18 protein-coding genes are annotated in these 20,376 nt (G+C 41.0%); 1 reads left to right on the forward strand and 17 read right to left on the reverse strand.

Going from position 1 to position 20,376, the window contains the following annotated elements:
• Window positions 1-6: 6 nt before the first annotated feature.
• The 3 genes from G4P69_RS11885 to G4P69_RS11895 all read right to left on the reverse strand — a co-directional run bounded on the left by G4P69_RS11885 (window position 7) and on the right by G4P69_RS11895 (window position 4,531).
• Entirely contained in the window at window positions 7-1,626 is a 1,620-nt protein-coding gene (locus G4P69_RS11885) for an FAD-dependent monooxygenase (RefSeq protein WP_208344056.1), read from the reverse strand.
• Window positions 1,627-1,670: 44 nt separating this feature from the next.
• A complete protein-coding gene (locus G4P69_RS11890) occupies window positions 1,671-2,723 on the reverse strand; it encodes a hypothetical protein (protein WP_243902559.1) in 1,053 nt (350 codons plus the stop codon).
• A gap of 65 nt (window positions 2,724-2,788) precedes the next feature.
• Window positions 2,789-4,531: a multicopper oxidase family protein gene (locus tag G4P69_RS11895; RefSeq protein ID WP_208344055.1), complete on the reverse strand. Its 1,743-nt coding sequence runs from the start codon at window positions 4,529-4,531 to the stop codon at window positions 2,789-2,791.
• Window positions 4,532-4,831: 300 nt separating this feature from the next.
• Here G4P69_RS11895 and G4P69_RS11900 point away from each other — a divergent pair, with 300 nt between their 5' ends.
• The gene (locus tag G4P69_RS11900) at window positions 4,832-5,137 is read left to right on the forward strand and encodes an antibiotic biosynthesis monooxygenase family protein (protein ID WP_208344054.1); all 306 of its coding nucleotides are present in this window, start codon (window positions 4,832-4,834) and stop codon (window positions 5,135-5,137) included.
• Between the two features lie 184 nt (window positions 5,138-5,321).
• On the opposite strand, the gene G4P69_RS11905 is transcribed toward G4P69_RS11900, so the two are convergent.
• The 14 genes from G4P69_RS11905 to G4P69_RS11970 form a co-directional block, all read right to left on the reverse strand.
• Window positions 5,322-6,320, reverse strand: a complete 999-nt coding sequence (locus tag G4P69_RS11905) for a Vgb family protein (protein WP_208344053.1) — start codon at window positions 6,318-6,320, stop codon at window positions 5,322-5,324.
• Between the two features lie 127 nt (window positions 6,321-6,447).
• A complete protein-coding gene (locus G4P69_RS11910) occupies window positions 6,448-7,068 on the reverse strand; it encodes a DJ-1/PfpI family protein (RefSeq protein WP_208344052.1) in 621 nt (206 codons plus the stop codon).
• A gap of 61 nt (window positions 7,069-7,129) precedes the next feature.
• The gene (locus G4P69_RS11915) at window positions 7,130-8,155 is read right to left on the reverse strand and encodes a Vgb family protein (protein ID WP_208344051.1); all 1,026 of its coding nucleotides are present in this window, start codon (window positions 8,153-8,155) and stop codon (window positions 7,130-7,132) included.
• A gap of 95 nt (window positions 8,156-8,250) precedes the next feature.
• Window positions 8,251-9,273 (reverse strand): Vgb family protein, encoded by a 1,023-nt coding sequence (locus G4P69_RS11920; RefSeq protein WP_208344050.1) that lies wholly within the window; start codon window positions 9,271-9,273, stop codon window positions 8,251-8,253.
• Window positions 9,274-9,451: 178 nt separating this feature from the next.
• Entirely contained in the window at window positions 9,452-9,874 is a 423-nt protein-coding gene (locus G4P69_RS11925; protein ID WP_208344049.1) for a nuclear transport factor 2 family protein, read from the reverse strand.
• Between the two features lie 37 nt (window positions 9,875-9,911).
• A complete protein-coding gene (locus G4P69_RS11930) occupies window positions 9,912-10,856 on the reverse strand; it encodes an aromatic alcohol reductase (RefSeq protein ID WP_208344048.1) in 945 nt (314 codons plus the stop codon).
• Between the two features lie 97 nt (window positions 10,857-10,953).
• Window positions 10,954-11,349, reverse strand: coding sequence for a nuclear transport factor 2 family protein (locus G4P69_RS11935; RefSeq protein WP_208344047.1), 396 nt, complete (start codon window positions 11,347-11,349; stop codon window positions 10,954-10,956).
• A gap of 117 nt (window positions 11,350-11,466) precedes the next feature.
• Window positions 11,467-11,904, reverse strand: coding sequence for a GlcG/HbpS family heme-binding protein (locus tag G4P69_RS11940; RefSeq protein WP_208344046.1), 438 nt, complete (start codon window positions 11,902-11,904; stop codon window positions 11,467-11,469).
• A 53-nt stretch (window positions 11,905-11,957) separates the two neighbouring features.
• A complete protein-coding gene (locus tag G4P69_RS11945; RefSeq protein WP_208344045.1) occupies window positions 11,958-12,404 on the reverse strand; it encodes a VOC family protein in 447 nt (148 codons plus the stop codon).
• Window positions 12,405-12,607: 203 nt separating this feature from the next.
• Window positions 12,608-13,381 carry an SDR family NAD(P)-dependent oxidoreductase gene (locus G4P69_RS11950; RefSeq protein ID WP_208344044.1) on the reverse strand — a complete coding sequence of 258 codons (774 nt, stop codon included), beginning with the start codon at window positions 13,379-13,381 and terminating at the stop codon, window positions 12,608-12,610.
• Between the two features lie 120 nt (window positions 13,382-13,501).
• Window positions 13,502-14,569, reverse strand: coding sequence for an aldose 1-epimerase (locus G4P69_RS11955; protein ID WP_208345890.1), 1,068 nt, complete (start codon window positions 14,567-14,569; stop codon window positions 13,502-13,504).
• Window positions 14,570-14,613: 44 nt separating this feature from the next.
• On the reverse strand, window positions 14,614-16,596 hold the full coding sequence (locus G4P69_RS11960) for an EthD domain-containing protein (RefSeq protein ID WP_208349946.1): 1,983 nt from the start codon (window positions 16,594-16,596) through the stop codon (window positions 14,614-14,616).
• 1 nt (window position 16,597) lies between these two features.
• Window positions 16,598-18,154 (reverse strand): EthD domain-containing protein, encoded by a 1,557-nt coding sequence (locus tag G4P69_RS11965; protein ID WP_208349955.1) that lies wholly within the window; start codon window positions 18,152-18,154, stop codon window positions 16,598-16,600.
• 702 nt (window positions 18,155-18,856) lie between these two features.
• Window positions 18,857-19,885, reverse strand: a complete 1,029-nt coding sequence (locus G4P69_RS11970; protein WP_208349957.1) for a Vgb family protein — start codon at window positions 19,883-19,885, stop codon at window positions 18,857-18,859.
• Window positions 19,886-20,376: the final 491 nt, after the last annotated feature.

Below are 20,376 nucleotides of genomic sequence, written 5' to 3' on the forward strand. Positions count from 1 at the left end.
GATGCCTTAAGCTTTAAGTAATTTGGCAAGATAGTCCAGTAGCTTGTTATAGTCAGATAAACCTGCCCGAAACCCAATGTACCAGTCAGGACGAATCAAATATAAACAGGCTTGCTCTGCACCATATTTATCATGTAGATATTCCAAACGATCTACTAAGACAGAGAACTCAGATTGTGGCTCTACTGGAATAGTAGTCACATAGTGTGTTCGCACAGTCTGGGGGTACTTAGATACGATTGTATTTGCCAAATTCTTGAGTTGAGTATCTGTGCTTGCACTAGGCTTTTTGCCAGCAAACAGTAGCAAATTCCATTGTGTACCTTGCAGCACTTGAAATAGTCTTACAGTTGCACAATCACTCAATCTAACTACAGTCGCATCAGGAGCGCGATCGCCCGCCTGTGGACCATGACTACCACCGTAGTCCTCACTAATTGTACCTTTTTTATACGAAATTGTAACTTCTTCAACTATATCCCTAATGTGATGTGTCACCATATCCGTACGAAACACCACTGGACCGAGAAACTGTAATGCCAATTCCGTGATATTGTTTGGTTCAACCATCAAGCGGAAACCGCTATCAGTTGTTTCCAACAATGCTTTAGCAACAGGTTGCCGCTCGGTATTATAAGTATCTAATAGGTGTGGCTGAGCGAGTCCTCGTATAACATACGCAAGTTTCCAACTTAAGTTGAAGGCATCCTGAATTCCTGTATTCATACCTTGCCCACCAACAGGTACATGTACATGTCCAGCATCACCAGCTAAAAATGCTCGTCCTTCCCTGAAGCGTGCTGCTTTACGATGCTGTGTACGGAAACGGTTCAGCCACTTTGGTTCAGAAAGTTCAGCGTTTTTATCAGCAATTTCTCGGACAATTTGTTGCATTTCTTCGAGAGTCGGATCGCTTTTGTTCTGTGGGTTTTGATCAGGACGTGCGCACAGGATGCGGTAAAATCCTTCACTGTCAAATGGAAATAGCCCTAGGAAGCGATCCTTGTTAATGAACATGTATCCTTCACCAACCGGATATGACCACCGAATTCGAGCATCAGTCTGCACAAACTCCTGTCCTTCATAACGCTCTCCCTCAAACTCGATGTTGAGTTTTTTACGGACTATACTTCCCGAACCTTCAGCACTGACAACCCATTTAGCTTCCACAACCTCTTGGTGATTGTCTGGATGTAGCAATGTAACCGTTACTTTTTCGTCATCTTGAATAAATTCAATTGCCTCCACAGGTCTCTCAATCTTAACACCAACTTGATTAAGATGTTCAATCAACAAATGTTCCGTGATATTTTGTCCAATATCTCGTGGAACTGGATAGGGACTATCAACTCCCTCAATTAGCAATTGTCCAAGCTTTTTACCAAATGCAAAAAATGTTGTCTTGCGAAATGGGTAACCGTTTTCAAGCCAACCTTCCACAATTCCCATGGCCTCTAAAACTTCTAGAGTCCGTGCATGAACAATACTGGCATGAGAGTGTTCAACAGGTTTGGCTCGTTTATCAACGATTCGTACAGAGATACCATAACGAGTTAGCTCTGCAGCGGTTACCATACCAACTGGTCCCGCACCAATGATCAAGACATCTAGAGAAGGAAAAGCCATAAAATTAAAGTTTCCAAGAACGTGCTTTTAGAACACAAATAACTTTACACTACGGAGGTAAGTTTGACATTGTCAATTAATAATCCAGAGGTGCCGGTAGTATCTCCTACATCTGAAACTCCAATTCCCAAAGTGTAAGTACCATCTTCTGGTACCGTATACGAAAAAGATTTAAAGCCAGTTTCTCCAAAAAACTGTGTTTGGGAAGTTGTCAATTGTGAAGTAGTTGCATTAGCAAGCTCTGAGATGAAATCTTTTGAGTGATCTGACTGAGAACTAATTGAAACAAAGCCAAAATCTGAAAAATTGACTGGTGGTAACACCTCGTTTGTAAGGAAATTATAATCAAACGTTAAAACATCTCCAGCTTTAGCTGTGAATGTTTGTTGAATAGCAGAACCTGCAGTAGCACCTTTTTCTAGGTTATTCAAGCCCCCAGCATTTAATCCTAAGAATTTTTCTATGATTGAGTCATCAAATGATTGACCACCAGTTGTTAGTAAAGATTGGTAGGTTTCGTTGGTTAAAGCGCCACCAAATTCTCCGTTTTCAATTTTAGTAGAGCCAAGAGTTGTCCATCCAGTAAAATTGCCAGCTTCAAAGTTACCGTTGGTAAGTACTGAGTTTGTAAAAGATTGGGGAAGAGAAAATTCCTCTACTGACAATATATATGAACCAGATTGGAAGTGATCACCTGCAAGGTTAACATCACGGGCTCCAGACACTACTAAGTTTAAAGTGCCATTTTCTGGTACTATTCCAGTTAGTATTGGTAGAACATTACTATCTGATTGATCATCGTTGAATGCTATAATCTTACCAGAATCGTTGAGTTCTCCTAAAAGTGGGTCGGATGAGCTAGAGTATACTTTTGCAATAAATAAATCACCACTATGGAGACCTGAGAAAGTGTAAAAGTTCGCTTTTTCACTTTCCAATTGATCCGTTACAGTATTAACACCAGATGGTAAACTTGATCTACCAGTAAAAGAGTGATTTAGTCCATTTCCGTTGAGCGGATCAACAATTTGATCTTTTGTCACAGTCATCGGAACTGAACCAGAATTATGGAAATTTGGTGTAGAAAGTTCTGTCATAGCAATGCTCTTGGAAGCTCAATGTTTAATTAATGTGTTTGGGGCTCATCTGCTTGTGATAGCTTCTACGAGACGACTTCATAAGGCAACATCATTTCATTGTCCTCATGTCCAAGCATATGGCAGTGCCACACATAAGTACCTGTAAATGAGTTTCCAAAAGGTAAGTTTTCTGCTGCTTGCGCACCAAACGGAACAATGAGGCGAATAATCTCATAGGGGTTGACTAACACCGTATCCTTCCATCCAGCCTCATTCGGCGCTGGTGGTGTTGCCGGACCAATTAAATAAGGTGTGGGATCAGGTGGTGGATAGCTAGCTGGTACTGTTGATCCACCCGCTGTATGATCTATAATGACTTTTCGAGAACCGTTGGCAAGATATGCCTTCAAATACTGAGCAGCATTAATCTTTTGTCGGTTGAGGATCTGAAAAGGTACAAGATGCAAGTGCATTGGGTGAGCTACTGGCTGAAGATTGATGATGTTCCACTGTTCTACAGTGTCTACCTTTGGTCGCTCCATCAACTCTGGATTTTTGAGGGCTTCATCCCAGTAAACGTAGTTCAGCAGTAGTACAACTGGTAATGCATTTGGGGTAGGGTCGAGTTCTACCAGCGTTAAGAAGCGTTGGCGCACCGGTTCAACAGCAACCGGTTTGATCAAAGGTTTGTGGAGCCGTAGAATCTGAGGGATTGGCTTGGGATTTGGAGCACCTGCGTTTACAGTAAACTGCATCATTTCAGGCACTTGGGGATTATTTAATAATGCGTTCGCTCTACCATATGGATATGGCGAAACAGCATCATTTTGTAAGATAATCTTGTCTCCTGGCAAACTACTAGAAAAATCAATGAGTATATCAGCTCGCTCACCTGGACCCATCAAAAGACTAGACAAATAAACTGGAGAGTTGAGTAATCCTTGGTCAGTGCCAATTTGAATTATCGGTTGTTTTGAGGATAGCTTGAGGTTGTAGGTTCGTGCACTTGAGCCATTGATAATCCGGAATCGGTATAGAGTACGATCAACATTAAGATTCGGCCAAGCTTTGCCGTTGACAGTAGCGACATCAGCAACATACTCTATGACCCAGGGGGGTTGGCTGGGATGGAATATTGAGCCATCTGCATTCAATAAACGATCCTGCAATACAAGTGGCACTTCGTACGGTGCTCCTGCGGGAAGTCCAAGTGGTCCCTTGCCGCCAGCCGGATCGTCAACGTCTCTAAGTAGATAGAATCCAGCAAGACCAGCCAAGACATTCAAGCCTGTTATTCCAAGTGCATGGTCGTGATACCAGAGCGTTGCCGCTTCTTGGTTATTGTTGAAGTTGTACACATAGGACTGCCCTGGAGTAAATGTATCTTCCGGGTAGCCATCACTTTTCGGTTCGGTATTACTACCATGGAGGTGTAATGATACCCGTGGGTTCGTTTTGTCAGACTCCTGTACACCATGTAACTCCGTGTCAATTGCTGACAACAACGGATGACCTCCGACGATGTTATTGACCACGTTGATACTAAGTGGTGTACCCCTCGTGGCTTCGATTGTAGGACCAAGAATCCGAGAACCGCCATAACCTAAGGTGGGTCCTTCCCCTAAATTGCTGTGAAACGAGTATGAATTTCTTGTGATCGTCAAAGTGCTTGGTGGCGAGCCTGCAAACGGAACGGGTAAAGGCTCAGTAAATTTTGTAATTTGCGGAGATTCAGCACTGGTTCTATTTGCCTTCAGTATTGAAGAACCCAAAAACGTTAGTCCTGCTCCCGCAGTTGCCATGACAAATTGCCTTCTAGTTAACATAACTATCTTCTTTTTGAGATGGGTAAGTAAATATAAATGAGAGTTTAGAGATACTTAATGAGTTAGGACTTAGGCACGGCAAGCTTTACAAATTGTTAGAGATTTGATTAATCAGGATTTTTTGCAATTTTTGCGTAAGTCCTGTTACTGTCATCAGTCTAAAAAGTATGAAATACACCAACAAGGGTCAATTTTTTGGATTAAGGTTGCTTTCTTTTGGTTAGGAAAAAAATTTAAATTTTCGTTTGCTTTTGTCTGCTCATGTTTAATATAGTAATGATGTTTCTAACTATAAAGTTTATGCAATCCCCAATCACATTAATTAACGTGTTTACTGTATCACTGGGTAAAGAAGACGAATTTATTCGATTGTGGAATGAGACCGCTCATTTGATGAAGAAGGAACCAGGTTTTATTGATACTAAACTGCACCGCAGTCTTGATCCAAACGCAGAGTTTGCATTTATCAATATTGCCCACTGGGAAAGTCAACAAAATTGGCAGCAAGCAATAGATTCAAATCCAAAACTTCAAGATTGGTGGGCACAGATTGCGTTAATATCTCAAGCTCATCCAGCTCTTTATAAAGTGGAAGTGCAGTATTGAAAATTTTTCGAGTTTTTTCGCTATCTTCTAGGGCTAAGGGAGTGTAACTTAATTTTTCGACAAAACTATATTTATGGGTTACTAATTTCCCTTTAAAACCCTACACCGTATTGTTCTCAATCGGTGTAGGGGGCGGCTATCGCTCTTGACTTAAGCAAAAAGCTAAGTTTCTGACTGTGCAAAGTTATTTACGACCTCCTTTTACGGAGCAGCTTTTTTGGTCAAAAACTAAGCCTAAGTTAGTACCATCTAGTCCACCTTTACCTGCAGGCACGAATTCACCAAGACTTTCACCAGTGGTACCGTCATAACGTACAACATTCTTTGTAATTAAACCCGTGACATAGAGATTATTGTCTGGTCCAAAAACCACTGACGAGGGGCCACTCATCTCCTCCGTATTAGTAGTGGTAAAGGCTTTAACAAAGGTACCAGTCTGACCGTCGAATTCCAAGATATTATTTCCACCGAAGTTACTAACGTAGAGATTACCATTTTTGCCGAATGCTAAACCTGTAGGATTAGCCAGCCCAGCACTACCACTAGGAATAAAGCTGTCAATAAATGCCCCATTAGTAGGGTTATAACGCAGCACACTATTTAGTTTGGAGGCTGTTACGTAAAGGTAACCGTCTGGTCCAAAGGTTAAAGCTAGAGGTCCTTCTGATGGACTCTGATCGATAGGGGGTAGAAAAGCTTGTATGAAAGCTCCTGTTTTTCCGTCAAATTCTAGTACATTATCGTTAGGACTGACAGACACTTCTGGCTCGTTAGGACTTTCACTGAGATAGTTGCTGACGTAGAGATTGCCGTTTGGTCCAAATGTTAAAGCCGTGGGGCGTTGAAGCCCAGGTGTACCTGGAACACCAGATCCTGCTGGCACGAAAGTATCAATAAACTTACCATTTTTACCATTGTAACGAAGGATACTACCTCCTAAGTAGCTAGCGACGTAGAGGTTGCCGTCTGGACCAATAGCCAAACCGTCTGCGTCATTAAGCCCACCACTACCAGGTGGAACAAAATCTCTAATAAAGTTACCTTGTTCGTCGTAGATCTTGATGCTATTGCTGAAGCGACTGCTGACAAGTAGAGCAGCTTGGGCTTTTAAAGTAGTAAAACCTACTACCAGGACTAATACTGTCAAAGAGAGAATTTTAAAAAAGTTACTGATTTGACTCATCTGTTATGTTTTGATGTTGAAGAGCTTATCTATAAGAAAAAAGCAGAAAACTTCTACTAGATGTTACTAGCTGAAAAGAATCCCGGTGTATATACACCGGGAAGTTATCAACGACAGCAATTTAGCATCATACTTTCTGAAGTTTCTCTTGCTTTTCAATCTCTTCTGCAAAAGCATCCATAAATTGATCTACTACTGCAGGATGTTTTCCTGTAATCAGGTTACCATCAATAACTAAATCAGCGGTGCCATCATTTTCATAGATCACTTCGGCCCCAGCATTCTCAACATCGCAGATAATATTGTGGGCACAAGTGACTTTGCGTCCTTTCACTAAATCTGAATCAGCACAGAAAAGCCATAAACCATGACATATTGTTCCTACTTTTAAACCTTCTGTATTCAGAGCTTTTCTGAGAAAGACGACCGCAGGAGCTTGGTTTTTCTGACCTTTCTTTACAGAGACTTGATATCGCAGACGATCTGTGGCATAAGCACCGATAGCAATGATACCTTTATAGTCAGATGGATTGGCGTCGCTAACTTCCTTTGTGACAATTACATGTTCTTCAACTTCATCGTTATCTGGATTTGAGCCAAATCTTAATTGAGGATTTCCCCACAAATGAGAAATGTATTCTACTTCATAACCTTTTTGAGGAAAGTACTCATTGAATCGACGATATTCAGTTTGATCAAAATGTTCTTCAATGAGTACACCAATTTTTCCCTTAGAGGATGCTACCATGGTTTACAACTGACTCCTTTTCATAAGGTGAATAAAAGCATTTCTTCGCATTAACGTAGGGTTATTTTTTAGGTAATTGGTGTTTTTTCAGGATTGAAACTGACCCTACACTTAATCCAGCGATCGCTAATAAACCTAATCCAGCAACAGGAGCTTCTGGATTTTTTGACTCAAGGCTTGGAGGATAGAGGGAAAAGACTAAGCCAAAGTTGGGAGATTGAAGTCCACCGGTGTTTGGAGGTACGGTTGCGTCAATGAACTCACCAGTTTTGCCATCATAACGTAAGACAGCGTTGCTACCTAAACTGTTAACGTAGAAGTTGCCGTCCGGTCCAAACTTAATAGCGACAGGATTTTCTAGCCCACCACTACCTGAAGGGATGAATACATCAATGAATTCACCTGTTTTTCCGTTATAGCGCAGGATAGTATTGTTGTTAAAGCTAGCGACGTAGAAGTTACCGTCTGGTCCAAAAGTCAAACCTGCTGGCAAATCCAGTCCACCAGAACCAGGGGTAATGAAAGTGCCAATTAATTTGCCAGTTTTGATATTGTAACGCAGGACATTGTTGTTGTTACGACTACTGACGTAAAGGGTTTTGTTATCTGGATCAAATGCCAAACCTAAGGTTTCTGACTGCTGTCCAGGAGGAGATGAGAAGACTTTACGCAAGGCACCAGTTCGCCCATCAAAGCTTAAGGTTCCACCACTAATGCTACTAACGTAGACGTTGTGGTCAGGTCCAAATGCTAAACCTGTAGGACCGCTTAGCCCACCTCTACCTTCGGGAATAAAGACATCGAGGAATTTACCCGTTTTTCCATTGTAACGTAAAATACCACCGCCACCATAGTTAGAAACGTAGAGGTTACCATCAGGTCCAAGTGCTAAACCATCCGGCTGAACCAATCCACCACTACCAGGTTTTACAAAATCTTCAATAAATTTACCTTTTTCATCATAGGCTTTGATGCTGTCAGTAAAGCGGCTACTAACAAGCACAGCTGCCTCAGCTGTTAAGGTGCTAAAAGCCAGAACTGCTGTAATAGTTGTTAGACCAACGACTTTAGATAATGCTTGTAACATTGTACACCAGTAATTAAGTTTCTACGTTGCTATAGTTTTCAGAGAATCACACAGGACTTTGGCAGTTAGGAATTGCGATCGCATTACTTCGCTCATCAATGCTCTTTCCTTTTACGTTGGTATACCAAGCATGCACCAAGGCAAGCTCCAACGCCTAACGTACCTAACCCGGAATAAGTTTCCAACTCAGAATCAGATTCCGATGAAAAGACTAGAGATTCAGGTTGGTTTAGCCCACCACTACCTGGAGCAACAAAGATACTCTTGAAAGCGCCGGTTTCCCCGTTGTAACGCGGTACACTATTACTTCCGTAGCTAGTAACGTAAAAATCTTTGTCGGGTCCAAAAACCAAACCTAATGATGGCAAGTTTAGGCCACCACTACCTGCTGGTATAAACGTATCAATAAAAGCACCCGTCTTTCCGTTGTAGCGACGAATTCCACTATCTGTAGAAAAGTCTCCAACGTAAAGGTTCTTGTCCGGACCAAAGGTTAAGCCTCCTGGGACTTTTAACATACTATTGCTGGATGACACAAAGACTCCCAGGAAGGTGCCGTTCTGCCCGTTGTAGCGCAGAACTTCATGTCCAGATGAGTTGGTAACGTAAAGATTTTTGTCAGGACCAAAAACCAAACTGGGGAAATTTAATGTGCCTCCGTTAGAGGAAACAAAAGTATCAATGAAGGTGCCGTTACGCCCGTTGTAGCGCAGAACCCCCTTGCCAGCTAAGGTGCTGACATATAGGTTGCGATCTGGACCAAAAGTCAAGCTTGAGGGGTGTTCTAAGCCCCCAGACCCTGGAGCAACAAATACATCAATGAAGCGACCTGTTTTTCCGTCAAACCGTAGAATACTATCGTTAGCAGGATTGTTGAGATCAACGCTACTAACATAGAGATTGTGGTCGGGGCCAATAGTTAAGCCCGTAGGCCTTTTAAGCCCACCAGTTCCAGGAGCCACAAAAATGTCAATGAACTTACCTGTCTTTTCATCGTATCGCAGTATACTCCCAGTTTTACCGCTACTAACAAGTAAAGCTGCTTGTGCTTTGAGAGCAGTTAAGCTCGTAACAACAACAACTGTCAGCGACAAACCTATTTTGTAGAAATTAAGCATTGTTTTGATCTTTGTGTTTCAAATTTGCCGCTAGCCAAAAAAGTAGTTTTAATCTACCAAATATTAGATTTATGCACTTAGTGAACTTATTGGGGGCAGGCTGTTGCTATTCTGCCCCTAGCTGATTAGGTGAGACTTACCTCTAAATCTCTAATCACAATAACTTTGCACAAATGCATTACTCTGCATACATGGGAGATATGTCTACATAAACTCGCCATTCGCGAACTTTTTCGTCGTTCTCCATTCGGAGAATATCTGTGCAAGCAAAATGAATTGGCTTCTGATCTTTAAGCCGTAAGTAGTTTGATTCCATTTCAAAAATCACTTGACCTTCTGGCTCTAAAACTTGCCGTACATCCGGATATTGAAACTTAGCTACTTTATACATGTCAGTTAAGAAACTAACGACATTTTCAGAACCGTGGATAGGTTCAGATGAACCGACTCGATAGAAGACATCATCGGTTAAGCAAGACTTTAATGTTGCCCAATCTTCCCTTTGCATCGCGCCAAAGAGAGTTTCAACTGTTTGCAACTTCCGAGACTTTTCTACCTGTTCTTGATTTACTGATTTGCTAACTTGATTTAAAGCTGTCATTTTCTTGTTCTCCTTTACCTTAAAATTAGTTGATACTTTAAGAACGAGCAAAGCTTAGTTCAAAGCTTTCTTGTTCAGATTCTGCAAGATACTCCCTTAGAGATTTTGGCTTAATATGGGGATAGCGGTTATTAACAAGGTTTTGAAGCTTGACTTTACCTGATACCATTCCCCATTGATATTGGGCAGGAATAACCGTGAAAGGATTAGCACCCTTGGCTTTCATGTCCTCTATCAAAACTTTCAAATCATCGACACTCCCTTTGGAGCGCACAGTTAGTTTTTGGCGTCTGACCTCCTCACCCGCTGCGATCGCTTCCTTCATCGTCACCACATCTCCTGCAACTTGGAAATTAGTGTTGACGGCTCTCGGATCAACTACTGCCTCAGCAGTATAGAGTGCGGTGTCATCTATGGTTGTCACGTCAAACTTGGTGTCACCGTTACCCCAATACTGAGCAGTATTAGTTTTAAAATCAAAAACTTCAAAAAAAGGTGACAGTAAAACTTCTGCGAATATCCCATTCATGATGAAAGTGTAGTTGACACCACTTTCCCTAACCGCCTGGGCTACTTTTATCCGAAAATCGGATAAGTAGTTGTCTCCTAATTGAAGGTTTGAATAATCATATGTGTAGTCTGATGGTATGAAATGGGAGACACCTACTCTTTTAGCTGCGTTTAAGAGATTTATCTGCCCTGTAACCACAACATCTTCCCAGCCACTTAAAGCTGAGACAATAGTGTTAACCCCTACACAAGCTTTTTCCAAGCTTGTTGGGTCATTAAGATCTGCCTCCACAAGCTTGATATTCAGGCTTTCTAGTCTATCAATTTGTTGCTTCTTTTTATTGTCATTTATCTTCAGATTTCTGACTAAAGCTCGAACTTGCAAATTTTCTTTTTTTGCCAAAGCGGAGGCGATTTTACTTCCCAACAAGCCTGTTGCACCAGCAAGGAGAACCGTTTTCTGAAAGATCATGTATTGTGTCCTTTGTTTTTAACAAATGGAGTCATAAAGAAATCCGTCAATCATAATTAGTAGTGAATAACTACTAATCATGAATCGTGATCTCTTGTTAAATACAAATTGCTGTGCTTTGTAATGTACTAATCGGTGAAATGTCAATAAAGATTCGGTAGTCTTGGATTTGCTGAGTGCTTGTCAGGCGTATAGTGCTATTGCAGGGAACAGTTAAGCGTGTCCCATTTGGGAGTATATACGTAATTGCTAGTTCAACACTCAATACCTTCCCTTCTTCCCAATACCCTGTCCATACGCCTATAATCTCATGATGCATGGTTCGGATCGATGAAAAGAACTCCTTTAATGCTGAGCGAATTGCATTTTTGCCAACAGCAACGGGGGCATTACCGAACTGAAGACGAGCATCATCAGTGAAAGGAGCAAGAATATCATCAAGATTGAGTCCATCCACTGATTTAAAGAAATCTTTAATCTGTGTCTCGTTCATGAGTTCCTTCTTCTTCTAGAGTTAAAGTTTTTGGTATTCCAAATGTTCCCAGCAAGGATGGCAGTATTACCTCAAAAAAATTCTTTAACAGATGTGAGACTAGAATTACCTGGCTTGCTAGTGATTTACTAACTGGTTCAATTCCTCAAAAGCTGCGACTCCAGCTTCCGCCACTGCGTGATCTTGTTCCCCCGAACCGCCGCTAACTCCTATAGCACCAACCACTACACCGTCTCGTGTCAAGGGGATACCACCTGCAAAAATCATAACCTTGCCATCGTTGGAAGCATGGATACCAAAAAATTCTTTGCCAGACTGAGCATATGCTGCTAAATCTTTGGTGGCAATGTCAAAAGCTCGAGCAGTGAAAGCTTTTTTGATAGAAATATCAATACTACCAAGCCAAGCACCGTCCATACGCACGTGAGACACCAGATGTCCCCCAACATCAGCAACTGCAATATTCATGGGTTGGCCAATTTTTATTGCCTTCTTTTCTGCAGCAGCAATAATTTGTCGCGCATCGTTCAATGTCACTGAATTAAATTTGCTCATAGTTATAGATTATGCTTATTAAGCTTCAAAGATAGCTAAATTAATGGAACTATTTATAAACTACCTTCAACTAGTTGAAGAATAGTTCCATCTGGATCAGGAAAGCAGACAAAGGTGAAGTTTGTACCAGGTAAAGTTACTGGTTCAGATAAAAAGTTTACTCCTTTTTCCTTCAAATTTTTATATGTCTCGCTGATGTTGTTAGTGCGAATAGAAATCCGATTAATCCCGGTGTGATGAAGATGAGGGTAAGGTTGTCCTTCTGTCTTAGGATTTTGAAATTCCACAAGATCAATTCGTGTTAAGTTTGGGTTATCTCCTGCACTCAAATGAACCCCTCTTAATTCTGCCTGCGATAACCCCAAGGCTTTTGCCAGTTCTGGACTACTCATACCTTCTCGGAAGTCAACGATGATCTGAAATCCAAGTAATTGGTAAAAAGGTAACGAACGATCAAGATCCGTCACATTCACATTGCAGTGGAATAAGCTTTCTATCATTGTCATGACCCTTGATGAACAATTGAAAATATGATACCTATAGAAGCATCGTCTTAAGATGATAGAGACAACTAGTGCAGAGGGCGCGTGAATAGCTCTTACCTAGCACAGATCGTCATAAATAAACCTACGATTCAAACAGAGCGCGAAAGTCTAGAAGACAATTTTTTTGACTTATGACTTCCGCGCCTGTCGTACCAGCCCTACCAAGCTTCTTCAAGTTGAGCCGTGAGACCACCATCTACAAAAAGCTCTGTACCAGTGATATAAGAAGCCTCGTCGCTAACTAAGAAAGCAGCCGCATAGCCGATATCTTCAGGAGTACCAATGCGCTTCATTACTTGCCTTTGCTCGACTTGACGTTGCTGTTCAAGTGGATCATTATGGTTATTAAAGATGCTCTGAATCAAAGGTGTTAATACCCAGCCAGGGGATATAGCGTTAACGCGAATGGTTGGAGCGTAGTCAAGGGCCATATTGCGAGTCAAAGCAGTAATGCCACCTTTAGAAGCTGCATATGGTGCAACCGATTTAACCGTAGCACGTGAGTGTACGGATGACATGTTGATGATCGAACCTTTGCCCAATGATTGCATATGAGGGATCACATACTTGGAGCAGAGAAATACACTTTTAAGATCGATAGATAAGCAACGATCCCATTCCTCGCTAGTTGTATCTAGTACTGACTTGTAAGTGCCAACACCAGCATTATTCACTAGAATATCTATCTGACCAAATGTATCTATAGTTTTTTGCACCATTGCTTTGACTTGGTCTTCGCTCGAAACATCACAGGCAATGAAAACTGCCTCACCACCTTTATGACGAATCTCCTCAGCAGTCTGCTCTCCTGCTTTCGCATCCCGAGCAACAACAGCAACTTTTGCTCCTTTTTGGGCAAATACTGTAGCAACTCCCCAACCAATGCCCTTAGATCCACCAGTCACGATGGCAACTTTATCTTTGAGACTCATAGTTTATACCCCTATGCCTTCAATTAGTAAAATAAACAAACCTAAACTAAAGGTATTTAATCGCAAGTAATAAAAGAGATATCCTTACACCCAAGCTATTAACTGCTGATAAGTTAGTTGCTATTTTTCTACAACACCATTGAGCGTAACCCGATTTACACCTTCTCCTTGATAAGCAACAGCAACTAGTCTAGTTTCAATAACTTCTCCTGGATTCATTATTATTGCTGTGCCATTTTCTAAGGCTGCTTTTATCCCATGAGGAGGGTAACTAGTAAAAGGTTCAAGTGCACAATTATACGTGCGTCCATACCAAGGATAATCAGTATGACCACCATAAACTTGCCACATCCAAAGAGATTTAAATAACTCCTTATCCCAAGCCATGCCGAAACCTACACCCAGCCTCTGATTGGTCAGACCATACCAACCTTCGGTCAATTCTTTGAAAAAGACTACATCTACCGACTGAGTATCTTTAGAAAGAACACGGGTGATATCTTGCATTTGGGAGGTGCGTCTATTCTTGACCTTTGGAAATTCGTAATCTCCACCTGGTTCCCATAAACCGTTTTGGTGATAGTCCATAACTTCAACCTTGGCGGCGGGGGTGTGAACCACACAACTGTCATCCAGAAAAGGCTCTCCAATAGCAGGGTGATGACCCCACATAATGGCAAATTGGCCTGTTGACTCGTTGAAAAGACGTTCATCAATGAATAATGCAGCCACACCCTCCTGCAATGACATTGTACGTTCAAGCGCTAAAGGTGAGCGGTAGAGACGTGCATATGTGCGTAAAGCTACTCGAGCTTGAGTGTTTTCAGTGATGGTCGCCTCGAAAGGCAACTGAGCAACCTCTCCATGTAAGCCTTGATAAGTACCCATGTAAGGTTCACTAGCCCACCCAGCTGATGGCAGTACTTCCTGCCAACCACCATAGTAGTAATCATGGAAGCTGCCTTCAGGTAATGCGCTGGTAATTACAAAGGGACGTTGCATGGCAATGGGAGATTGCCACATGAAGTCGAGGTCGCAGGGCTTGTAGGTAAAGTCAAAAATCGACGCGCCTTTTTCCAGTAGCAAACCAACTCTCAAAAGATCATTTTCAAGGTAAGCAATCTGCATTCCCTTATAGGTGTAGTCGAGACTAATGCGACAACCCTGTTTTCTTCCGTAGGTGTACATGAGTTATGATCTATACGGTTTGCTCTTTGTAACCTTGATAAAATTCAGCGAACTGACCATTTGGGGCCACTTATGGACCACTTAGGGGCAAATCCACTGTCAATTCGCTTTTTCCCTTCAGGATGTTCGGCAAAAAACTTCTTCATTACGTCGGGGGAAGTCAGTTTGTTTCCTTGTCTAACCGTTAGCACAGAAGAAGTAGCAGGGACAGGAATAGTTGCATTAGACACAGGATTGGCATCCATAAAAATCCGTAGTTCTGAGAATTTGTCACCCTCAACACGGAAGATATCGAAGCAAGGGAGTGTCACTACGGAACCATCTTTACGCCAGTAAGTAACATCCATTTCTACGAATACTACATCTCCTACTTCCCACAACATCTTAATATTGTGATAGAGTGCTGAGACTTGGCTGAAAAAGGCGTCTGTAGATTTCTTAATGTCAGCTTTAGTCAAACATGGCTCGAAATTACCAAATTGATACACTGGAGTGTCAGTAAAAAAGCTGATAAATCCTTCAGAATCAAAAGATTCTCCTGTTGCAAACAAACGCTTGACCATGTCTGATGTTGTTCCTGGGAGTCTTTCTATGATAGGTTTGCTCCCATTGAGAGATATGACTTGTGCAAACTTGTTTGAACCATTCGAACCATTTGAACCGTTTGAGCCATTTGAAATAGCCAATTGTGATTCTTGTGTTATGTCCTGATTGCTCATGTCATATTCCTTCTGTTTCTTAACAAAAAGAGAAACTATCTGATCCTTAAGTTGATTAATTGCACCAGTTTTGGTAATAAGTTCTGCCACCTGAGAACCTCGTTGACCTGCCAAAGTCATTTGATTGTTATAAACAAAAGTGTAAGCAGCACGTTGTGGAAATGGAAAAAGTTGCTTGACGTACTTGGCAAGGTTTTTGACAGCTAAGGCATATTCTGTTGAAGCAAAGAAACTTTCCATTGCTAAAGGATTGGCGAAAGCAATTTCAAAAGCAGCTTGGTATTGTTTTTCTGTGGGTTCATAATGAGAGACACCAGCAGCATCAGGACGCGAGTTGTCTACTTCTTCAAACAAATGTAGCCGGAATTTGAGAACAGAATCATTGTTGATAACAGCATTGGCAAAACTGGTTTGCAAATATTCGCGAAACTCTTGGATACTCACATCATCGGCTTTTTTAACCATGACGTGGAATTTAATGGCATCTTGTTCACCGTTAGGATCGCCTATAACGATGGCATCCACGTATGTTTGAGAGTTACCAAAGCTAGTGTTATAGCCAATAGCTTTACTGAATAAGTTGTGTTCATCATCCATCAGGATGGTTGCAGAGTTGAACCATTTCTGACGGTCTTGTTCTGTTTCAAAGGTGAGTTCGGCAATTCCATCAAACTGATCTTCTGATGGAGTGGTATTGTCTATACCAGCAATTGTTGGCCATATACCACCTTCATTGTGTGCTAGATGGAACTGCCAGTATTGGTGCTGACCTGGTAGCTGCGCACACACTGGACCATGTACATTTCTCCAGTAGTTACTGAACAGTTCTAGGGATATTCCCTTTCTTTTCCACAGGAGAACGTAGAAGACTACCTTGCCTTTTTGGTCCCGTGTTGCGTAATCAATTTTTCTTGTTGCTAGTGAATTTGCTGCTTTTACTGATTGAACAACTCCACTTTGCTCAAAAACTGTATTCAATGTACCAAAACAACCGGCTACTTTATTGAAGCCTGCATAAACGCACATGAATAAAAGAAGTTCTTCTATTTCCTCACGAGTGGCTCCTTGCTTAAGAGCCATATTTACATGTGCACCAAAAGGATTACCAGGACCTGTATGATCTTGATTGGCAACATCAATGGCGATTGTAATGAGAGCTTTGGTTTTTTGGTCGATTAACGGTAGACCCCATGCTTCACCAGCTACACGAGTAACGAAGTCTCCAAACTTGGGGTTGATAGTTTTTAAACCTTCTTGCAGTTCTATGTCATCTAAAACTGCATTTTTATAAATTGTATGTTCTGTCATTTTAGGCTGTGGTGATTAACTTCAATAGTTGTTCTGGGGCAAAAACATCACGGTAAAAGGTTAGCTGCTCGGTTTTCAGATAGCAGGCACCTCTGTGTCCACGTCGAATCCAGGTAACAGATCCCTTAGCAAGTGTTTCATTCGTTTCATCGTCCACACATTTCCATTCAAAATAGGTGACTTCACCATAAAACATGACGATTGGCCAGCACATAGTGACTCCTGGCTGTGCAATCAATGCCCACCAATGTTTCTCTCTTTCTTTTTGTTGATCTAAGCCATAATATGGACCATCTTGACACAAATAAACGAGATTATCGCTGTATTCACCGGTTAGTATGTCGCCTCTTCCTTGTCTCAATGCTTCGCAATGAGTTGGCCACCATTCTTTGTTTTCTTTTTCAATTTGCTCGAGTGTGTAATTAGGTCCTATTTCTGGTAGTGTCTTTTCTTTAAGCGCTAAAAATCGTTCGGCGTCTTCAATCAGCTTTTTTCCTACATAGGCACTTACAAGCCCTGGTCGTGAATAGTCAGCTGATAAATCTTTGTAGTAATTAGTTCGTTTTTTAGTTGCAACGTTTGTGGTATTTTGGAATCTGTTTACAGATACATCAGGAAAAACATTTGAGTTAGAAGCAATAGTTTGTTGATTCAGCATACGATAAGCTAGATGATCCTTAAGTTGATTAATTGCACCGGTTTTGGTAATAAGTTCTGCCACCTGAGAACCTCGTTGACCTGCCAAAGTCATTTGATTGTTATAAACAAAAGTGTAAGCAGCAAGTTGTGGAAATGGAAAAAGTTGCTTGACGTACTTGGCAAGGTTTTTGACAGCTAAGGCATATTCTGTTGAAGCAAAGAAACTTTCCATTGCTAAAGGATTGGCGAAAGCAATTTCAAAAGCAGCTTGGTACTGTTTTTCTGTGGGTTCATAATGAGAGACACCAGCAGCATCAGGACGCGAGTTGTCTACTTCTTCAAACAAATGTAGTCGGAATTTGAGAACAGAATCATTGTTGATAACAGCATTGGCAAAACTGGTTTGCAAATATTCACGAAACTCTTGGATACTCACATCATCGGCTTTTTTAACCATGACGTGGAATTTAATGGCATCTTGTTCACCGTTAGGATCGCCTATAACGATGCCATCCACGTATGTTTGAGAGTTACCAAAGCTAGTGTTGTAGCCAATAGCTTTACTGAATAAGTTGTGTTCATCATCCATCAGGATGGTTGCAGAGTTGAACCATTTCTGACGGTCTTGTTCTGTTTCAAAGGTGAGTTCGGCAATTCCATCAAACTGATCTTCTGATGGAGTGGTATTGTCTATACCAGCAATTGTTGGCCATATACCACCTTCATTGTGTGCTAGATGGAACTGCCAGTATTGGTGCTGACCTGGTAGCTGCGCACACACTGGACCATGTACATTTCTCCAGTAGTTACTGAACAGTTCTAGGGATATTCCCTTTCTTTTCCACAGGAGAACGTAGAAGACTACCTTGCCTTTTTGATCCCGTGTTGCGTAATCGGCTTCTCTCTGTACCAGTGTCATTGCCGTTCTCCTTGACGGATTACTACTTTCTTCTGTCAAATTAACTTACTCAGGCTTAAACATAGGAGTTATTTTAATAAAATACTCATCTGTTTTTTTGCCATGCATTGGAATAGAAAAATATAAATTTTTCTATTCTAATTTGTCTATTGTTGACAGAGGTTTATAACAAATATTGAGCCTTTAAAACGATTTGTGCGGTCTCGGGTTAAAGACTTATAGTGAAACTTGGGGTGATAATTTGCAGATAACTTGAAATTCTAACTATTCAAACGGACTTGGTATTAGAATTTATTTGACCATTTTGATCGTATATTTATACCCTTTGTTAATTATTTTAGGAAGTAATAAAAATAAGGGCAAGGGTCATTTTTTTGAAGTAAGTTTACTTTGTTTTGCTTAGGATTGCTGAGATTAAATCTTGTCTTGCACTACGTCTTGTTTGTTATAAACCTTAAAATTAGGAGTTCAGAACTCACAGATTAGAAGCCAGAATCAATTGGACGGAGATTTATTTTATTGTGGACAACGCCAGATGATGCCAAACTCCTAACGAGGGAAAACCCCCTTTTCCAACAGGAGAAGAAGGGGTACGGGTGACCTGGTTTGTCAGTAACGCTCTCGCGCAAAGCGCACGTAGGACAAAAGACATTTCATCCTCATATAGACCATTAGATTGAGCTTCTACTTCTGCTGAAGTTGTTACTCATGGGTTTGCCACCTTGAAGTGTGGTTACCATGAGGTGTAAAGAAAGCTATTCCTCCAGGATGTTGCAATCCACCTACACCAGGGGAAACGAATACACTAATGAAAGCACCAGTTTGACCATCGTAGGAGCGTATACTACTGCCACTATAGTCACTGACATACAAGTTTCCATCAGATCCGAATTTAAGGCGTGACGATGTCTGTAACCCACCGTTGTTATTTGCGCTAACAAAGTCACCAATTAAAGAGCCAGTCTTACTATCATAGCGTTCAATAGTTGACGGACCAATAAATGTACCATCGTATAAGTACTCTCCATCGGGGCTAAAAACTGTGCCTGAGGGTACTGGTTGTGCAATGTTAGGAGGGACAAATGTATCTTGCACACCAGTTTCTATGTTGTAGCGTATAATACTATTATCATTGAATACACTACTGATATAAAGGTTGCCGTCAGGCCCAAAATTTATCCCACCAGCATATAATTTTTTACCTTTTGAATTGGTTTGAGTTAGAACGGTGAGTTCATGAGTCTTGCGATCATATCGTTGGACACCGCCACCTCCTAAACCGCTGATGTAAAGCGCGCCATCAGGACCGAATACTATGTCTTCCGGGCGGTGCGGTCCATCAGGTCCAAATTGCAAGTACGTATCAATCAATACACCAGTTTTACCATTGAATCGTAATATTCTGTCATTCGCTTGATCGCAGGCATAAAGGTTACCGTCACTTCCAAAAGTGATACCAGAACTAAGACCTATAATTCCTGGAGGAATAAAAGTACCCAAAAATTCACCTGTTTTTTCATCGTAACGGAGGATACTGCTCTTGCCAGGGGTAAAGTTATCCGTGATTGCATCTTTTACCGGGTCATAGTTTACAATCGCAGGGTTGCTTTTATCTAAAGGTTCGTTGGCAACATTGCTAACATATAAATCGGCTAAAGCTTTCAGCGATGTCAAGTGAATAAGTGCAATGACAGTCCCTAATGGGATGAATTTAAACGAGTTACGCATCATTAACATTTGGAGTTTAATTATAGAGTGTAGTAAAAGCTTATTTTTCTTGTGTTTGGCGGTGAGTTTCTACAGAAAAATCATAGAGATTTCACTGTACTCTGTGCTAAATTTGATAGCATAAAAATGCCTTATATGCTGTTAATTGCAAGCATAAAATATAACACAAGATTGCGTAATACGATTTAAATATTGCAATAAATAAAACACACTGTAAATGGTTATTTTTTCTGTATAAGTGTTGTTTTTTGTGGTAATTTTTTTAGATTTTGTACCAGGTGAACAATTTTTTCTGGATATTAGCTTCTTGCTTATCCTCTAATAAGCATCAAATATGACTTTATAAACATCATTTAATTTACACAGAGAATGTGAGAAATAATTTTGAAAAAATATTGCGTATTCAGGTAGTATTTCTAGTTACATCCTGGATGAAATTGCATTTGCTATTACTTATAATTTTACGGCCATTATGGATAATCAATCAAATATAA

It is taken from the genome of Aetokthonos hydrillicola CCALA 1050, from assembly GCF_017591665.1.
Lineage (GTDB): Bacteria > Cyanobacteriota > Cyanobacteriia > Cyanobacteriales > Nostocaceae > Aetokthonos > Aetokthonos hydrillicola.

What these genes read in the sequence shown, in the direction of transcription:
- G4P69_RS11885 (WP_208344056.1), bottom strand. Translation starts at nt 1,626, where the DNA reads ATGGCTTTTCCTTCTCTAGATGTCTTGATCATTGGTGCGGGACCAGTT.
- G4P69_RS11890 (WP_243902559.1), bottom strand. Translation starts at nt 2,723, where the DNA reads ATGACAGAACTTTCTACACCAAATTTCCATAATTCTGGTTCAGTTCCG.
- G4P69_RS11895 (WP_208344055.1), bottom strand. Translation starts at nt 4,531, where the DNA reads ATGTTAACTAGAAGGCAATTTGTCATGGCAACTGCGGGAGCAGGACTA.
- G4P69_RS11900 (WP_208344054.1), top strand. Translation starts at nt 4,832, where the DNA reads ATGCAATCCCCAATCACATTAATTAACGTGTTTACTGTATCACTGGGT.
- G4P69_RS11905 (WP_208344053.1), bottom strand. Translation starts at nt 6,320, where the DNA reads ATGAGTCAAATCAGTAACTTTTTTAAAATTCTCTCTTTGACAGTATTA.
- G4P69_RS11910 (WP_208344052.1), bottom strand. Translation starts at nt 7,068, where the DNA reads ATGGTAGCATCCTCTAAGGGAAAAATTGGTGTACTCATTGAAGAACAT.
- G4P69_RS11915 (WP_208344051.1), bottom strand. Translation starts at nt 8,155, where the DNA reads ATGTTACAAGCATTATCTAAAGTCGTTGGTCTAACAACTATTACAGCA.
- G4P69_RS11920 (WP_208344050.1), bottom strand. Translation starts at nt 9,273, where the DNA reads ATGCTTAATTTCTACAAAATAGGTTTGTCGCTGACAGTTGTTGTTGTT.
- G4P69_RS11925 (WP_208344049.1), bottom strand. Translation starts at nt 9,874, where the DNA reads ATGACAGCTTTAAATCAAGTTAGCAAATCAGTAAATCAAGAACAGGTA.
- G4P69_RS11930 (WP_208344048.1), bottom strand. Translation starts at nt 10,856, where the DNA reads ATGATCTTTCAGAAAACGGTTCTCCTTGCTGGTGCAACAGGCTTGTTG.
- G4P69_RS11935 (WP_208344047.1), bottom strand. Translation starts at nt 11,349, where the DNA reads ATGAACGAGACACAGATTAAAGATTTCTTTAAATCAGTGGATGGACTC.
- G4P69_RS11940 (WP_208344046.1), bottom strand. Translation starts at nt 11,904, where the DNA reads ATGAGCAAATTTAATTCAGTGACATTGAACGATGCGCGACAAATTATT.
- G4P69_RS11945 (WP_208344045.1), bottom strand. Translation starts at nt 12,404, where the DNA reads ATGATAGAAAGCTTATTCCACTGCAATGTGAATGTGACGGATCTTGAT.
- G4P69_RS11950 (WP_208344044.1), bottom strand. Translation starts at nt 13,381, where the DNA reads ATGAGTCTCAAAGATAAAGTTGCCATCGTGACTGGTGGATCTAAGGGC.
- G4P69_RS11955 (WP_208345890.1), bottom strand. Translation starts at nt 14,569, where the DNA reads ATGTACACCTACGGAAGAAAACAGGGTTGTCGCATTAGTCTCGACTAC.
- G4P69_RS11960 (WP_208349946.1), bottom strand. Translation starts at nt 16,596, where the DNA reads ATGACAGAACATACAATTTATAAAAATGCAGTTTTAGATGACATAGAA.
- G4P69_RS11965 (WP_208349955.1), bottom strand. Translation starts at nt 18,154, where the DNA reads ATGACACTGGTACAGAGAGAAGCCGATTACGCAACACGGGATCAAAAA.
- G4P69_RS11970 (WP_208349957.1), bottom strand. Translation starts at nt 19,885, where the DNA reads ATGATGCGTAACTCGTTTAAATTCATCCCATTAGGGACTGTCATTGCA.